Source organism: Mesoaciditoga sp. (assembly GCF_054006115.1).
In genome coordinates, this window is record NZ_JBPNHS010000003.1 from 25,511 (window position 1) to 41,898 (window position 16,388).

The 16,388-nt window shown below is 39.7% G+C and carries 19 protein-coding genes; 13 read left to right on the top strand and 6 right to left on the bottom strand.

Going from position 1 to position 16,388, the window contains the following annotated elements; all coding sequences use genetic code 11:
- Positions 1-17 precede the first annotated feature (17 nt).
- On the bottom strand, positions 18-287 hold the full coding sequence (locus tag ACXJIN_RS00495; RefSeq protein ID WP_456398573.1) for a TM1266 family iron-only hydrogenase system putative regulator: 270 nt from the start codon (positions 285-287) through the stop codon (positions 18-20).
- Positions 288-650: 363 nt separating this feature from the next.
- On the opposite strand from ACXJIN_RS00495, the gene ACXJIN_RS00500 reads away from it, so the two are divergent.
- The 5 genes from ACXJIN_RS00500 to rpe are packed head-to-tail and all read left to right on the top strand — an operon-like array spanning position 651 to position 5,112.
- The gene (locus tag ACXJIN_RS00500; RefSeq protein WP_456398574.1) at positions 651-1,349 is read left to right on the top strand and encodes a zinc metallopeptidase; all 699 of its coding nucleotides are present in this window, start codon (positions 651-653) and stop codon (positions 1,347-1,349) included.
- Entirely contained in the window at positions 1,346-2,578 is a 1,233-nt protein-coding gene (locus ACXJIN_RS00505) for a transcription antitermination factor NusB (protein ID WP_456398576.1), read from the top strand. Before ACXJIN_RS00500 ends, ACXJIN_RS00505 begins: the two co-directional genes overlap by 4 nt.
- A 7-nt stretch (positions 2,579-2,585) precedes the next feature.
- Positions 2,586-3,602: a dual-specificity RNA methyltransferase RlmN gene (gene rlmN / locus ACXJIN_RS00510; RefSeq protein WP_456398578.1), complete on the top strand. Its 1,017-nt coding sequence runs from the start codon at positions 2,586-2,588 to the stop codon at positions 3,600-3,602.
- The gene (gene rsgA / locus ACXJIN_RS00515) at positions 3,599-4,465 is read left to right on the top strand and encodes a ribosome small subunit-dependent GTPase A (protein ID WP_456398580.1); all 867 of its coding nucleotides are present in this window, start codon (positions 3,599-3,601) and stop codon (positions 4,463-4,465) included. Before rlmN ends, rsgA begins: the two co-directional genes overlap by 4 nt.
- A gap of 5 nt (positions 4,466-4,470) precedes the next feature.
- The gene (rpe, locus tag ACXJIN_RS00520; protein WP_456398661.1) at positions 4,471-5,112 is read left to right on the top strand and encodes a ribulose-phosphate 3-epimerase; all 642 of its coding nucleotides are present in this window, start codon (positions 4,471-4,473) and stop codon (positions 5,110-5,112) included.
- Between the two features lie 9 nt (positions 5,113-5,121).
- Here rpe and ACXJIN_RS00525 read toward each other — a convergent pair whose 3' ends face one another.
- The 5 genes from ACXJIN_RS00525 to ACXJIN_RS00545 form a co-directional block, all read right to left on the bottom strand.
- Positions 5,122-5,829, bottom strand: coding sequence for a biotin--[acetyl-CoA-carboxylase] ligase (locus tag ACXJIN_RS00525; protein ID WP_456398582.1), 708 nt, complete (start codon positions 5,827-5,829; stop codon positions 5,122-5,124).
- Positions 5,830-6,738, bottom strand: a complete 909-nt coding sequence (locus tag ACXJIN_RS00530) for a mechanosensitive ion channel family protein (RefSeq protein ID WP_456398584.1) — start codon at positions 6,736-6,738, stop codon at positions 5,830-5,832. It lies immediately after the preceding gene.
- A complete protein-coding gene (panB, locus tag ACXJIN_RS00535) occupies positions 6,735-7,529 on the bottom strand; it encodes a 3-methyl-2-oxobutanoate hydroxymethyltransferase (protein WP_456398586.1) in 795 nt (264 codons plus the stop codon). The genes ACXJIN_RS00530 and panB overlap by 4 nt, the downstream gene beginning before the upstream one ends.
- Entirely contained in the window at positions 7,495-8,325 is an 831-nt protein-coding gene (locus ACXJIN_RS00540; protein ID WP_456398588.1) for a Rossmann-like and DUF2520 domain-containing protein, read from the bottom strand. The genes panB and ACXJIN_RS00540 overlap by 35 nt, the downstream gene beginning before the upstream one ends.
- Before the next feature lie 111 nt (positions 8,326-8,436).
- Positions 8,437-9,777, bottom strand: coding sequence for a transglutaminase-like domain-containing protein (locus ACXJIN_RS00545; protein WP_456398590.1), 1,341 nt, complete (start codon positions 9,775-9,777; stop codon positions 8,437-8,439).
- A gap of 195 nt (positions 9,778-9,972) precedes the next feature.
- Between ACXJIN_RS00545 and ACXJIN_RS00550 the strand changes: the two genes are divergently transcribed.
- The 8 genes from ACXJIN_RS00550 (at position 9,973) to ACXJIN_RS00585 (ending at position 16,382) form a co-directional block, all read left to right on the top strand.
- On the top strand, positions 9,973-10,998 hold the full coding sequence (locus ACXJIN_RS00550) for a DUF438 domain-containing protein (protein ID WP_456398592.1): 1,026 nt from the start codon (positions 9,973-9,975) through the stop codon (positions 10,996-10,998).
- Complete coding sequence (locus tag ACXJIN_RS00555) at positions 10,991-11,440, top strand: PAS domain-containing protein (protein WP_456398594.1); 450 nt, start codon at positions 10,991-10,993, stop codon at positions 11,438-11,440. Before ACXJIN_RS00550 ends, ACXJIN_RS00555 begins: the two co-directional genes overlap by 8 nt.
- A 92-nt stretch (positions 11,441-11,532) precedes the next feature.
- On the top strand, positions 11,533-11,865 hold the full coding sequence (locus ACXJIN_RS00560) for a hypothetical protein (RefSeq protein WP_456398596.1): 333 nt from the start codon (positions 11,533-11,535) through the stop codon (positions 11,863-11,865).
- A gap of 5 nt (positions 11,866-11,870) precedes the next feature.
- Positions 11,871-12,524, top strand: coding sequence for a class II aldolase/adducin family protein (locus ACXJIN_RS00565; RefSeq protein WP_456398598.1), 654 nt, complete (start codon positions 11,871-11,873; stop codon positions 12,522-12,524).
- The gene (locus ACXJIN_RS00570) at positions 12,521-13,768 is read left to right on the top strand and encodes an amidohydrolase family protein (protein WP_456398600.1); all 1,248 of its coding nucleotides are present in this window, start codon (positions 12,521-12,523) and stop codon (positions 13,766-13,768) included. The genes ACXJIN_RS00565 and ACXJIN_RS00570 overlap by 4 nt, the downstream gene beginning before the upstream one ends.
- 20 nt (positions 13,769-13,788) lie before the next feature.
- Positions 13,789-14,730 (top strand): tRNA modification radical SAM protein MnmL/YtqA, encoded by a 942-nt coding sequence (gene mnmL, locus ACXJIN_RS00575; RefSeq protein ID WP_456398601.1) that lies wholly within the window; start codon positions 13,789-13,791, stop codon positions 14,728-14,730.
- Positions 14,731-14,745: 15 nt separating this feature from the next.
- Entirely contained in the window at positions 14,746-15,570 is an 825-nt protein-coding gene (locus tag ACXJIN_RS00580; RefSeq protein ID WP_456398603.1) for a purine-nucleoside phosphorylase, read from the top strand.
- A gap of 8 nt (positions 15,571-15,578) precedes the next feature.
- Positions 15,579-16,382, top strand: a complete 804-nt coding sequence (locus tag ACXJIN_RS00585) for a purine-nucleoside phosphorylase (RefSeq protein WP_456398605.1) — start codon at positions 15,579-15,581, stop codon at positions 16,380-16,382.
- Positions 16,383-16,388: the final 6 nt, after the last annotated feature.

The following is a 16,388-nucleotide window of genomic DNA, read 5'->3' on the forward strand; positions in this document are numbered from 1 at the left end:
GGGAATCACCTCAAATTTCATTGAATTTTGATAAAAGCGCTTTTAACATTCACGCTTTTAATTCGACCAAGTTTACCTGTTAGAGCCCCAATTTCATCTGTATTTCCGTCTACTAAAAGTGCCATAATGGAGATATTTCTTTCACGATAAGGTACTCCAAGTCTTCCAACCACAATTTCACCAAACTCATGAAGAATTTGATTCACATGAAAATAGGCGCTGTTACGATCTCCAACCATGATCGCAACAACGCCCAAACGTCTTTTTTCTCCCAATTGTTTCCCCACTTTTTATCCTCCTCGATGTTAGGTTTTTCCCTCCATCCCAGAGCGTGTGAAAATTATAATGATTTTATTCTCAAATTTATATTTTAAATATGTGATTTTTTTCTCATAATCATTATACACCTTTTTTCACAGAAAATCAACGATTTGAACTCTTTCTTTATTTTCAAGTCTCAAAAACGAAGGATATTTTCGACTTGTGCGTCGATGTTAATAAGCGATTGAATCTCATACTTGGAGTACTTGTCAAAGCGAATCCGTTCTGGCAGGACCTCGAAAAAATTGATTTTTGTAACATTCACGTACAATATGAGGATATTTTCAATAAAATCTGTGTTAGAATTTTATGGTGGAGGTGTTTGATTGATGTTTTTTCCTTATTTTTTCTTCGATCCAACCATGATATTACTCATACCAGCCATCATCCTTGCGGTCTGGGCACAAGCAAAAGTTTCATCCACCTTTAGAAAATATTCAATGGTAAGATCTTCTACAAATCTTACGGGTGCCCAGTTGGCACGCATGTTGTTAGATGCTAACGGCTTGTTTGACGTTAATGTTGAATCGGTGCCGGGTAAACTCACAGATCATTACGATCCCAGGAGTCGCGTGGTAAGACTTTCCGATGCAACTTACAGAAGCAGGTCAGTCGCATCATTAGGAGTTGTTGCCCATGAAGTGGGACACGCCGTGCAGCATTCTCACCATTACGTTCCACTCGTGGTAAGGGATGCCGTCGTTCCAACGGCAAATATAGGATCAAGTTTGTCCTGGATTGTCTTCTTTTTAGGTTTGATACTTTCCAACGGATTTTTGTTGAAAGTTGGAATAATCCTTTTCAGCTTTTTCGTGCTTTTTACCCTTATAACTTTACCAGTTGAGCTCGATGCTTCGCACAGGGCGTTGAAGATGCTCAAAAACGTTGTCGTCATGAATGAAAGCGAAGTTACGATGGCAAAGAGAGTTCTCAGCGCAGCCGCTCTGACCTACGTTGCAGCCGTTGCAATGTCCGCGTTACAGCTCCTTAGAATGTTACTAATAGCAGGGTTCGTGGATAACAGGTGAAGGCGAGAAGAATAGCCCTTAAGATCTTTGAAAACGGAGTGGAGAGCGCTTTTCTTCCTAAAGAGATGTGGAAAACGACCGATGGTTTGAACGAAAAGGACAGAGATCTCGTTCGTAAACTCGTGTATGGAACGATACGTTTTCTTCCCTCTATAGATAAATCTCTTGAAAAGTTTCTTAAGAAGCCGTCTAAAACTCCAAAAAGGGTTAAAGACATACTCAGGCTGGGATTGTACGAAATAGAATTTCTCCGAATCCCGGCTTACGCAACCGTCAACGAGTATACCAACCTTGCTCCTGTGAAATTCAAAGGGTTGGTGAACGCCGTTTTGAGGAACGCCGCAAGAAAAGGCAATGTGGAAAAGAGAACTTCTCTTCCCGATTGGCTGTACGAAATGCTGAAAAGAGATCTGGGGGAAGGTTTTGAATATTTTCTGGCAAATACGCTTTCCCATCCACTTTCTCTGAGAAGCGTGAAAGTATCCAGAGAAAATTTGAAAAGGAATTTGTCATCTATTGTAGAATGCGAAGAAATGAAGTATTCGCCGTGGGGTTTGAAGTGCTTAAAGGGAAGAGATCTCAAAGGTAAGTTGTTTGAAGAAGGAATGTTCACCTTTCAAGATGAATCTTCCCAAATGGTGGCAGTGGCACTTTCGCCCCGGAAAGGTGAAAAGATTCTAGATGCCTGTGGTGGAGTTGGAACCAAGACTTCGCATATCATCCAGATTTCTCCGAATTCGAACGTTATTTACAACGATATAAGTGAGGAAAAGCGTAAAATAGCGCTCTCCAATTTCAGACGAATGAATCTGATGCCGAACGAATTGTGGTCTGTTGACATTTTAAAAGGTGAGCTTTCGCGCCTGAAAAGTTCGTTCGACAAAATACTGTTGGATGCGCCTTGCAGCGCGCTTGGAACGGTTGGAAAGCATCCTGACGTACTTCTTCGTCTAAAAGAAGAAGATGTGAGGAAAAAGGCAGCCATCCAGCTTCGAATGATGGAAAAGATGTGGAATTTACTCAAAAAAGGTGGTACACTTATATACTCCGTGTGTACCGTTACGAGGTTGGAAACGGATGATGTTGTCAGTGTTTTTGCAAATTCCCATGATGATGCGAAAATCGTCGATCCATTTGAAGGAAAATACAATTTCGAATTTAACGGATTTGGCGTTCAGCTTCTTGAATACATGGAAGGGTTTTACATATCCAAAATCGTGAAGGTGTGATCGAAGGATGGAGAATATTTTAGATTACGATTATAAAGAGTTACAGGCAAAGCTTGAGCATGAACGATTGGAAAAATACAGGGCAACGCAGATTTTTGACTGGATATATAAAAAGAAAGCCACAAGTTTCGCGGTCATGACGAACTTGTCCAAGAAATTAAGAGAAGAGCTTTCAAGAAAATTCAAGCTAACCTTTCCGGAATTGGTTACGAAGGTTACCTCGAAAGATGGAACGGTAAAATTTCTATGGAAGTATGAGGACGGAAGCACGGTGGAATCCGTTTTGCTGAGATATCCTGACAGGATAAGCGCTTGCATATCTTCACAAGTGGGTTGCAATTTGGGTTGCAAATTTTGTGCCACAGGTAGATCTGGATTCGTAAGGAATCTCACATCGGGAGAAATATTGGCCCAGATACTTGGAATGGAAAGAAGCGAAAAAGAGAGAATAGGAAATGTGGTTTTCATGGGAATGGGAGAGCCAATGTTGAACTACGATGAAGTCATGAGAGCCATACGTGTCATGGTCGATCCAAAAGCTTTGAAAATAAGCCAAAGAAGGATTTCCATTTCCACGGCAGGCGTTGTGGACGGAATAGAGAAACTCGCCAACGAGCCTCTGGATGTGGTGCTGTCGGTTTCTTTGCACGCTCCTACCGATGAAAAACGTTCTAAGATAATGCCAATAAACCAAAAATATCCTTTAAGCGTTTTGATGAATGCAATTAAGAGTTATCAAGCCGTAAAGGGGAAAAGGGTAACCTTTGAGTATATTCTCTTCGATGGTTTCAATGACTCCATTGAAGATGCCAAAAAGCTTATAGAACTTGTGAAAGATATAAAATGTAACGTCAACCTTATTCCTTACAACGATACTCAAAGTGAATTCAAGAGAACACCTCCACGTAAAGCCAAAGAATTTGAAGAATTTTTGAAATTGCATGGCCTGGAAGCGGTTATAAGGGCGGAAAAAGGGTCGGATATAGATGCCGCTTGTGGACAGCTGAGAAGGAGAACGCTTTGAGAAGGGGAATAATAACGAGGTTTTATTCTAATTTTGCCGTTGTGAGAGATGAAGATGAGGACTTAACCACCTTGTGTACCTTACGAGGGAGGTTTAAGCTTTCCAACATAAAACCCATGGTGGGAGACAGAGTGGAATACATACTCTCCCACGATAGAGGTCGTATAGAGTCGATTCTTCCAAGAACTATCACGTTGAAAAGGCCACGTGTTTCAAATGTTGATACGGTAGTTGTCGTGCTAACGAGATCACAGCCAAATGTTCCGTGGTCGACGATTGATAGAATAATTGCCGGTGTTGAGCTTTCAGATGTCAACGTAGTTTTAGCGCTGAACAAAATAGATATCACTCCGAAAGAAGAAATAAAGGAATTCGAGTCTATTTACGCACATTACGATGTCGTATTGACAAGCGCATACACCATGAAAGGCGTGGAAGAACTTGAAGAGCACTTGAAAGACCACATCTCTGTTTTTGCCGGGCCTTCAGGTGTGGGAAAATCTTCTTTGCTGAATTCCATATTGAAGTCTAATTTGAAAACCGGTAGCGTTTCTCAAGCGACCAACATGGGAAAGCACACAACGACATCCGCTTCGCTCATGGAATTGAAAAATGGAGGATTTGTTGTGGATACGCCTGGATTTGTAACCATGAATTTCCAAAATCTTGATCCTTTGAAAGTTCAAGAACTCTTTCCAGAGATAAAAGCGGCTTCGTTAGGGTGTCTCTTTGACGATTGTGTCCACGATGCGGAACCTGGTTGTCATGTAAAAGAACTGGTCAAAAAAGGAGAAATAGCGCAAAGCCGATATGAAAGTTATATAAACATATTGCATGAAAGCGAGGGGGAAGAACGCCAATGAAAAACATAATGGTATCTCCATCCATACTTTCCGCAAACTTTGCGAATTTTGAATCCGACGTGAAAAAAGTGGAAGAAGTGGCGGATTACCTTCACCTTGACATAATGGATGGACATTTTGTTCCAAATTTGACCTTCGGAATGGGTGTCGGGCGTGCGTTGAAAAAGGTAACATCACTTCCTTTGGATTCTCACTTAATGGTCGAAAGACCTGAAGATTTTGTGGATGATTTTTGCGAATTCTCAGACGTGGTTACCGTTCATTACGAAGCAACTTATCATCTTCACAGGTTAATCCAAAGAATAAAAGAAAAGGATACAAAAGCTTTTGTGGCCCTCAATCCACATACACCAGTTGAATGTTTGAAAGAAATAATTATGGATATCGACGGGGTACTCATTATGAGTGTAAATCCCGGCTTCGGAGGGCAAAAATTCATTCCCAACGCTTTGAACAAAATAAGGGAATTGGACGAATACAGAAAGAAAAGAGGGCTCACTTTTCAAATAGAAGTGGATGGGGGAGTTAACTCTGAAACTTACATTCCAATCATAAAAGCCGGAGCAGATATTTTGGTCGCGGGAAGTTATATTTTTGGTTCTGAGAATCCCTCTGAGGCTGTGAGAACCCTGAAAACTTTTTCTTGATATCATGTATCATATGGAGATCTCGGAAGGATGAATTCTTTCCTTGATGCCGTTTCTTTCAACAATTAAAGAATCGGAAAGCACTTTTACAACCTTTGCTTCGTAAGTTTTTCCTGAAAAGTCGGATACCTTTATGGTATGCCCCTTTTTTACGATCATGTTGTTTCGCCAGAGATTTGTTATGACATTTCTCTTGCGCAGGGTAATGAAATTGTACAATCTTTGCATTTCTGCCGAGATCATTTTCAAAAGCTGAGAAAGGCTCAGATTGACTCCCGTTATTTTAAAAAGCGAAGTTGCGTTTTCCACATTTTCTGGAGGCATGTTGTTGACGTTTAATCCAATCCCTATAATAACTACGTTTTCATGTGACTTCGTGAATATTTCGGTTAAAATTCCACCAAGTTTATCTCTGTTATGGTAAATATCATTAGGCCATTTCACGCCCACATTCTTTATTTTCATCCTCTTGAGGATTTTCACGACCGCTACCGATGCCATTTTCGTGTATATATTTGGATCCTCACACAATTTTTGTGGTTTGTAAACAACGGAAAACCACAATCCGCCTTTGGGCGAATACCACTTTCTTTCTCCTTTTCCTCTTCCAGCTGTTTGTGAAAGCGCCCACACGATATCTCCGTTCTTCAAAATATTTATCATCTTTTTTGCCACGTCGTTTGTCGAACTCACCTCATCGTAGGAGTATATCTCCATTTAGTTTTTTTCTTCCCCTTTCTCATCCATTTTAAAGTTCACAGCTTCAAGCTTTCCATCTACGTGAACGTCCAATTGATCGTAGGGCATACTTATTCCAGCTTCATTTAAGGCTTGATAAACGTCTATTGCCACCTTTTCTATAGCTGCAAAATAGTCATTACGTAAAACCCAAAAATGCATCGTGAAATTTATGGAAGATGAACCAAACTCGTTAAAAGTAACAAAGTTGCTTACGGGTCCATAATTCTTATCCTTTGAGTAATTATTCCCTTTGTAAACTAACGGTTCGTCTTCCATGACCTTTTCCAAAATGGATGAAACTTCTCCAAGTTGTTGAGAAGTAACGGTGTAAGGTATACCTATCTGCATGTCAATCCTTCTCGCGATTTTCGGCCAGAACTTTGTGACTTTCGAAGACCAAACAGTGGTATTCGGTATGTATATTCTTTTACCATCCCATGTATCCACAACTGTGTGGTTCAGTTTAATGGCATAAACTACGCCACTTATTCCTCCAATGTCCAATGCTTCTCCTTCGTTCACGGCATCCGTTATGAATATCATAACGCCACTAAAAAAATTACCCAACGGTTGTTGCAAAGCAAGACCTACTATCAAACCTACAACTCCTAAACTTGCCAGTATTGGCCACAGGTTTATGTTGAAGATCCCAAGTACTATCAGACCAGCAATGGAAAAAAATGCGACTTTTAACAATGTGTAAGTCGTATTGGGATATCTTAGAGGCCTTTTCATCTTCTTCGCCGTTACTTGCCATATTTTAAAAGTGTAGTGTGCAAAGTAGTACGTGATGATAAAAACGGCTATGGAAATTATTATTTTCACACCGTACGAAAAGAAGAAAGTGCTAAAGTTATTCACAATTGGAGTTGCTGAGTTTGTCATCTTTCATCATCCTTAAAAACGTGTTCCTCACTTGGAAATCTTTTTTCCTTTACGTCCTTTATGTAAAGCTTAAGGGCGTCTTTTATTTGAGAAGAAAGATTCGCATATCTCTTGACGAATTTCATCCTCTTTTCATCGTTTATTCCCAGTAAATCGTGCCAAACGAGCACCTGACCATCGCAGTAGCGTCCAGCTCCTATTCCAATAGTTGGAATTGAAATACTTTCACTTATAGCTCTGGCCATTTCTTCGGTGGTAAGTTCCAACACGATTGAGAACGTCCCCGCTTCTTCCAGAATCCTTGCATCTTCGATTACCTGCTCGTAATTTCTGCCTTTTCCTTGAACAAAGTAGCCCCCTATTTGGTTAACGGATTGTGGAGTTAGTCCAATATGACCCATCACCGGTATTCCCATATCAACGAGTTTTTTTACCAGAGGCGCTATTCTCCTTCCACCTTCAAGTTTCACGGCGTTGGCGCCTTCTTGAATGAGCCTACCGGCGTTTCTCATTCCTTCTTCTTCGGACACTTGATATGACATGAATGGCATATCTGCCACTATGAAAGAATTTGGAGCACCACGTCTTACCGCTGAAAGGTGACGAATTATATCTTCCATCTTCACGTTTAAAGTGGAATTGTAACCAAGGACAACGTTTCCCAGTGAATCTCCAACAAGTATGATATCCATTCCCACTTCTTCACAGGCTTTTGCACTGAAGTAATCGTAGGCTGTTACCATGGTGATCGGGACTTTATTCTTCATTGCCATCAATTTTTTCACGTTCATCTTCGATCACCCTTTCTTTTAGTACCCTCACAAATTTATTGTAAATCGCTCCCACATCCGGTAAAGTATCCTGCAAAACCATTTCTTCTGCGTGCACAAGACGCGTATCTCCCCTTGCCACCGGACCCGTTATAGCATTTTTTATTCCCAATTTTTCAACGTTTTTTACCGCTTGCTTGGCCAAATAAGTTGAAATTCCATTCGCCAAATTCTCGTCAAGACCGGAAAGGGAATAGAGATCCCTAGAAATTGCCATGAGAGCGACAACAAAATTTGAAGCAAAAACAGCTGCGGAATGATAAAACAATTTTTTATCTTTATCTATTTCGCCGTACTTTAAATTCAAAGAGGAAAAGAGAGAAGTTACAAGTTCCTTTCCACTTTGATTACCCTCAACCACGAAATAAATATCTGAGAAATTCTTCCAAAAATTCGATTCGGCGAAAGAAGCGTTTGGATGAATGGAAAACCTTCCTATTTCAAGGGAATCGCACTCACGTAGAAGATAGGAAGAGTAGGCTCCACTGAAGTGACCAACTGCCTTTACATCTCTTATCCTCTTGTAAAATCTCAAAAACGTTTCTCTTATCTTATCATCTGGCGTTCCAATTAAGATAACATCGCACTTTCCAACTTCTTCTATGGAAGCTGGAACTCCTTCTCCTATAAACTTCACAGCTTTTTTTGAAGATTCCAGAGAAGAATTCACCACATGACCAATTTCGTGGCCATGACTTACCAAAAATTTGGCGAAATTTTTTCCCACTCTTCCAGCTCCAACGATGTCAAAACGCATAAATCCCTCCTTGTTTCAAAATTATAACATTTTTTCAACATATACACCATATTGCTTAGAATCTCAAATTGTACACAAATAGTACAAATGCTTTTATTCGTCCAAACGAATTTATATGTCTTCAAGCTTTTCAAATCGAGAAACTTTTATCTCATAACTAAACCCATCGTAATAGATGTTCTGACTTTTCGTTTCCAATTCTCCCACTTGGTTGTCGTAGGGATCAGATCGAACATGCTTTTTTGGTGGATAAAAAGGAGCCATGAACTCCGAATTTGCCACCATTCTGAAAGCGTCCATATTACCAAAGTAAAATTTTCTTCTCTCTTCGTTGTCCTTTCTTGCACCGCCAAAAGAAAGATCTGCCGGTAGCCATCCGTAAGGTTCAACGTAAAAATACGCCCAATCGTGTGGACTTGCCCCTTTTTGAGAAATAAACCATCCAGATTGCCATTTTGCCGGAATATTCGCTATTCTACACATCGTGATGAAAAGCAATGCTTTCACGCCACAATCTCCACGCAAATTAACCGCCGCGAACTCGGCAAGTGATCCATCGTAGATCGAGTACGGATTCATGTACGAATACGCTATGTTTCTCGTCATCCAATCGTAAATTGAACTGGCCTTGAGATAGGGATTCTTTTCATTCCCCACAATTTCTTTCGTTAAATTCACAAGGTATTTGCTGAAGATGATGTGTGGAGGCTTTTCCTTCAAAAATTCGACTTGTTTGTGAGATTCTTTCACCTTGTCAGGATCCACATGATTGATCTGTTCGTGCAAGACGTATTCAAATTTCACCTTGAAAGTTGTACCAGCCTTTGCAGAACCTTCCATGTACACCGTCCTGCTTGGAAAGTTTTCGGGAGAGATCTTACAGTTGCCTTCATCGCCTTCACATTTCACAAAATCCAAACTTTCTAAAGGATTTTCCACTTTGGGAATCGGAAGCCAGCATCTTAACTTCTCACCCTTATAATCTTTTGTGAGGGTTACGGCTATTTCGGCGCCTACCCTGTACCTTTTGGGTTTATCTCCGTTTAGCAATTCGTCTATTCTTTCATTCACCAACTTGGTTATTTCCTCACGTTCGTCGTCATGTTTTTTGTATTTGGGGAATTTGAAAGCGAAGTTTTCCAAGAATCTCCTTTCAAATTTCTTTTTTCCTTCAACAATTATGTAATCGATATCTCCTGTTTTCAAAAGATTTTCAAACTCATCTTCTGAAATTCCCATGGAAGATAACTTCTCCTTTGCCTCTTCTTCGTTGTAAGGATAATCTTCGATAAGCCTTCGTATTCTTTCAGGTTCGTATTCAAGCCTTTTCCTAAGCATTGCTGGAAGGTCTTTTTTCAAAAGCGAATTCACGATTTGCAAAGCTTCTTCAAAATTTCCATTGCCTTCTTGCTTTAAAACACTTTGAGGAAGTGGAACGTTTAGAAATTCCATATTTTGCCTCCTTCTTGGATTTTTTGTGGAGTCTTTCAAAATGCGCAATCTATTTGCTTTGCACTACCAGTTCTAATTATACTTCTAAATTTTCAGATAGAGAATTCGCATATTTTCCAAAAATCATTGACATGGGAATTTTTAAATGTTAAAATAAAAGTAGACAAAAATAGTATAGTTTAGGAGGAAAGAAAAATGTTACCTTATAAAAAGAGCACCAAATTTTCTGAGGTCCTGGCTGATTATCCAGGCGCACCAGAATATTTGGCAAAAAATCCAAAATTTAAATCTTTAAAAAACGCTATCGTAGTCCAGTTAATGGCACCAAAGATAACGCTTGCAAAGATGGCAAAGAAACACGGTATGACTTTTGAAGAGTTGATCTCTGTGCTTGAAAATGGGGTTAAAAGCGGCGAAATGGGAAATGGAGAAGGATTTAAAGAAAGAATCAGCGAAGCCAACAATGTTAAAGAACAGATCAAAGCTTTGATGAAAGCACTCTTTGAAGAGGGTGAAAATGTTGATGAGATAAAAGAAAAATTTAAAGAAATTGTCAGCCAGGCTAATCCAGTTGTAATTGCCATAGCGGAATCTGAATTGACAAGAGAGGGTTATTCAATTCAAGATCTCATGAAAGCTTGCGACGTGCATTTAGAACTTTTCAAAGATCAGTTAATGAATTCCAGAAGAAAAATAGAAAAAACGCATCCGCTGTGGAGATTCATAAAAGATCACGATGCCATGATGTTTTGGTTTGAGGATGGTTTAAGGATATCGAGAGAGTTGAAAGAAAGAAATGGTTACGAAGATGCCAAAGATCTCATAGAAAAATTGAATGGTATAATGAAACACCTAAGTGAATCTGAAAATCATGACGTACGCCAGGAAAACACGCTCTTTCCAGTTCTTGAAAAGTATGGTGTTGAAGAGCCACCAGCAATTATGTGGGATGAGCATTCAAAGATGAAAGAAAGAAGAAAGTACATTGAAAAATTGCTCAGCGATATTTCAAACATTCCGTACAATGAATTTGTAGATAAGCTTCAAGGAGCATTTACTTATCTTGTTGAGGTGTTTGTTAAACACACGCAAAAAGAACAAGAAATCCTTTACAATGTTGCACTCGACATTTTGAGTGAAAAAGATTGGGAAGACATTCAACGTGAATCAGATAGATTAGGATATTTTGAATTGCCAAAGGAGGTTTTAGAAGATGAATGAACCAAATCAGATAGACACTCAAGAACTTTTTGAGGATCTCGATACCGAAACGTTACTTTACATATTGGACAATATCCCATTGGACATAACTTTTGTGGACAAAAATGATGTGGTAACGTATTTCAACATGCCAATGGGAAAACAACATGCATTTCCAAGAGTGGAACTGGACTTGGGAAGAAAAGTTCAAAATTGTCATCCCCCTAAGAGTGTCCATGTAGTTCAAAAGATATTGGACGATTTTAGAGCCAAAAGAAGAAAATCGGCGGATTTTTGGATTCATTATCACGACAAATACCTGTACATTAGGTACTTCCCGGTGTACGATAAAAAAGGTGAGTACTTTGGAGTTTTGGAAGTTGTTCAAGACATTTCAGATATTCAAAAAATAAAAGGTGAAAGAATGTTGTTAGACGAAGAACATGAAAGAGAAAATGGTTGAAAATTGGTTCACCAAGAGGTGAACCAATTTTTATTGTTCTTCGTTATGGGGTGATATTTTTCAAATGGTATAATCATATGAGGTGATTTTTTGTGCAAGAACCGAGAGAGCTCATCGTATCGTTAGACAATGTAACTCTTGAAATGTTGAATGCGTTGAAAATGAATGATTTTAAGAAACTAGAGAAACTCTACGAAGTAAGAGGCAGACTTTTTGACGAGCTCAAAAACAAGTTGAAAGAAAACGCTCACTTTCCAGAAGCTGAACTTTCAAAGTTTCAAAATGACAGCCAGCTTCTTCAAAATGAGATGAAATTAGCCATGAAAAAAACTAAAGAAAAAATAGAAGAAATTTCCAAAAATGTGGAGTTGATAAGGGGATATTCGGTGTCCAAAAAGGATTTTCACATTAACGAAAGGCGATGATTCTCTTGAAAGAAAGTATACAAATTTTGCAAGCGTGTGAAGACGTTCAAGATGCCGGTTTGATTTTCGGAACATGGGGTAATCTTTCGGTTCTGCTCGAAGATGGTACGATACTCATCACGCCAAGCGGTATTCCATACGATGAGTTAAGAGAAGAAGATCTAGTTATATGTGATATGAATGGCAACGTTGTTGGTGGAAAACAAGAACCTTCCAGCGAGTTGAAAATGCACGTGGAGATTTACAAAGCACGCAAAGACGTAAAAGCAATAGTTCACACTCACAGTCTTTATGCTTCTGTGGCCTCCGCATCTTTGAAGGAGGTGCCTTTGCTGGTTGAAGATGTGGCCATGGTTTTGGGGGGCTCGATTGAGGTAACTTCTTATCAAAATCCTGGAACTCAAGAGTTGGCCATGGAAGTAGTTAAACATCTTGGAAAGAAAAACGCCGTGATAATGGCAAACCACGGACAGGTTGGTGTTGGAGTGACTTTAGACGATGCAATTCTCGCATCGGTAATGTGTGAAAAGGCTTCCCAACTTTACGTAAAAGCATTGGAAATAACCGATTCTCCAAAAGTTTTAAAGGATGAAGATGTGAGAAAGCTCAGTGAAACTTATGTCAATCATTACAGAAGGTTGAGGGATTTTAAAGAATGAATAAAGTGTTGAGAAATTGCTGGGTACTAAAAGAAGATTTAACCTTTGAAAAAAGAGATTTGTACGTAGAAAACGGAAAATTCGTTGATTTTGTTGAAGGCGAAGAGGAGGACCTCAAAGGGGCTTTTGTACTTCCCGGACTGGTCAACACGCATGCTCACGCCGCGATGAGCCTTTTCAGAGGCATAGCGGAAGACGTTGAATTGTATGAGTGGCTTTCAACTTACATATTTCCAAGAGAAGCAAAGCTTACCGCTGATGACGTTTACATTGGGAGTCTGGTAAGCTTTATGGAAATGATAAAAAATGGAATAACGACTTTCGTAGACATGTACTTTTTTCAAGATGCAGTTGAGCAAGCCGCAAAAGATCTGGGAATTCGAGGAGTCATAACACGCGGCCTAGCAGATGTAGATGGCAATGGCGATCAAAAATTAAAAGAATGTGAGGATTTCATAAATGCCCACGCAAACGATCCACTGATACGCGGTGGGGTTGGACCACACGCACTTTACACGTGCTCAAATGAGTATTTCAAAGAAGCCGTTCAGCTTGCTCGTAGTACGAATTCCCTTTTAACCTATCATTTGCTCGAAAGTCCATTGGAAAGAGAAGACTACAAAAAACGCACTGGAATGGAATCGGTAGACTTTCTCGATTCAATAGGCGCTTTCAATGAAAATACCATCGTTGCTCACGGCACGCACTTAAATGAAAAAGAATTGGAAGTCTTTGCAAAGAGAGGAGTTACCCTTTCGTACAATCCAATTTCAAACGCCAAACTTGGAAATGGCGTTGCACCGATTCCAATTGCATTTACAAAAAATGTGAACGTTACCCTTGGAACCGATTCTGCGGCTTCGAATAACTCTTTGAATTTATTCGATGAAATGAAATTCGGAGCTTTAATTCAAAGGGCCACAACGGAGAATGCAACGATTATGAAGATGGAAGAGATATTTGCCATGGCAACAAAAAACGCGGCGAAGGCTTTGCCCTTTGATGTTGGAAAAATAGAAAGTGGGATGCTGGCAGACATTTTAGTAGTGAATGGAGAAAGTATCTCTCTTTCTCCATCGAAGTACATGAAATCTCATCTTGTGTATTCTTTTGATACCTCTGCCATAAAAAAAGTTATGGTAAACGGTGAGTGGGTGTACGATGAAGGTTTTTTAAACGTTGATTTTCATGACGTTATGGAGCGTTTTGAAAAGACCGTTGAATCTATTGATGAACGTCTTTAAAGCCTCGGAGGTAAATTTTGGTGTACAGAGAACTAGCCCCATATCTAAAGGAAAAATACGGAGCACGAACTCAGAGGATATCTTTAGCATATTTCAAAACCTGTCCGAATAGAGATGGAACTGTTGGCGTAGGGGGCTGTACTTTTTGTGAAGAAAGTGGGAGCGGTTTTGCCAATCGTTTTAAGGCAATGAGTGTTGAAGAACAAATGATAAACGGAATTGAACATGCCAAAAAACGTTACAAAGCGAAAAAATTCATTGCCTACTTTCAATCTTTTACGAATACTTACGCGCCCTTGAACGAACTTAACAGGGTTTACCGCTCGGCAATTTTAGAAAATGTAGTGGCTTTAGATATTTCCACAAGGCCAGATACTTTTCCATGCGAGATAGCCGAACTTTTGAAAGACATAAGAGATGAATACGATATAGACATATTCGTCGAATTTGGATTGGAATCCGTAAATGAGAACACCCTTCATAACGTGAACAGGGGGCATTCAGTAGCAGAGTTTGTGGATGCTGTTAGATGCGCTAAAAGTTTTGACTTTGAAGTTATAGCGCATGTTATACTAGATTTTCCTTACGATACCATTTACGATGTGATAGGATGCGCGAAACTCCTGTCTGCCGTTGAAGTAAATGGTGTAAAAATGCACTCTTTGTACATATCACCTGGAACCCAAATGGGGCTTGACTACAAAGGTGGAAAACTCAAGCCTTTATCCGTAAATGAGTATGTTCACAGGGCAGCAACATTTTTGAGTTATTTAGATCCTAAAATAGTTGTTCACAGATTGATCTCTACTCCACCTTCCAATGCGTTATGGTCGGTTGGGTTAGATGCAGCAAGCGCGAAAAAAAGGATTGAAAGTGAACTGAAAAAAAACGGGAAAGTTCAAGGTAGTGATTTCGATTATTTGAATGGCGCAAGCTGGAGAAAGAAATTTTCAAAAAGTTAGAAGGGAGAGATTTCAATGGGTTACGTAGAAGATGTAAAAGAAGCCGTTAACTTCGTGGAAAAACAGATAGAAAGAACTCCAAAAGTGGCTGTGGTTTTGGGTTCTGGACTTGGAGGAATAAAAGATGCTGTGGAAGTTTCTTCTAAAGTAAAGTATTCTGATATACCGCATTTTCCAATTTCCACCGCACCTGGCCACGCTGGAGAAATGATATTTGGAAAGTGGAATGGTGTTGACGTTGTGCTGATGAATGGACGTTTTCATTATTATGAAGGCTATTCAATGAAAGAAATAACAATGCCAATAAGGGTATTTCAATTGCTCGGTGTAAAATACCTTTTTCTCACGAACGCTGCAGGAGGTCTTAACCATTCCTTTGAACCAGGCCATCCAATGATCATAACCGATCATATAAATTTTATGGGTGATAATCCACTTGTAGGAAAAAATGTGGACGAATGGGGAGTAAGATTTCCGGATATGTCTCATGCTTACGATCCTGAATTGATAAAACTTGCTGAAGAAGCGGCTAAAGAACTAACCATAGAGTACTACAAGGGAGTTTACATCGCATTTAGCGGACCAAATTTTGAAACGCCAGCCGAATTAAAAATGGCAAGATATTTTGGTGCGGATGCGGTTGGAATGTCAACTGTTCCAGAAGTTATTGTGGCAAATCACGGCGGATTGAGAGTATTGGGCATTTCTTCTATCACAGATCGCGCAATTCCAGAAGGTTTAGAGCCTCTTACGGGAGAAGAAGTTATAAAAATTGCGGAAAAAACCGGAAAGAAAATAGCGATGATCTTTGAAAAAGTGATAGATAAGCTTGAAAGGTGAAGATTAAGATGAAAGCTGTTGAATACATATCACAAAAGATAAAAGACGTTCCAGATGTGGCTGTAATACTTGGTTCCGGTTTGTCAAAACTTGCCGAGGAAGTTGAAGGAGCGGTAAAGATTCCTTACAAGGAAATACCGGAATTTTTGAATTCCACCGCCCCAGGACATGCCGGAGAGCTGATATACGGTTATGTGAATGACAAAAAAGTTTTGCTCATGAATGGACGTTTCCACACGTATGAAGGCTATAAACCAGCCGACGTTGCCTATCCAATTAAAGTGATGAAAAAGCTTGGTATAAAGAGGCTAATAGTTACAAATGCGGCTGGTGGAATAAGGACATCCTTCAAACCAGGAGAACTGGTATTCATAAAGGATATAATAAATTTTTCGTTTAGAAACCCCTTGCGCGGTCCAAATGATGAAACAGAAGGTCCGAGATTCCCAGATATGTCGCAGGCTTTTTCAAAAGACTGGTTGGAAGAAGCGAACAAAGCCGTTGAAGAGAAATTCGGAGAGCCTTTAGAAAGCGGAACGTACATTTCGGTTTTGGGTCCAAGCTACGAAACACCGGCAGAAATAAGGATGTTTAGAAAATTAGGCGCTGACATGATCGGAATGTCAACCATTCACGAAGTAATAGTGGCAAATCACATAGGCATGAAAGTGCTTGGGATTTCTTGTGTTACGAACATGGCAGCTGGTGTACTGGATCAGCCACTCTCAGAAGAAGAAGTTCTTGAAGCGGGAAGAAAAGTATCAAAGCACTTTGTTGCACTTGTAAAACACATCATTGAAAAAACTTGTTAAGAAGGT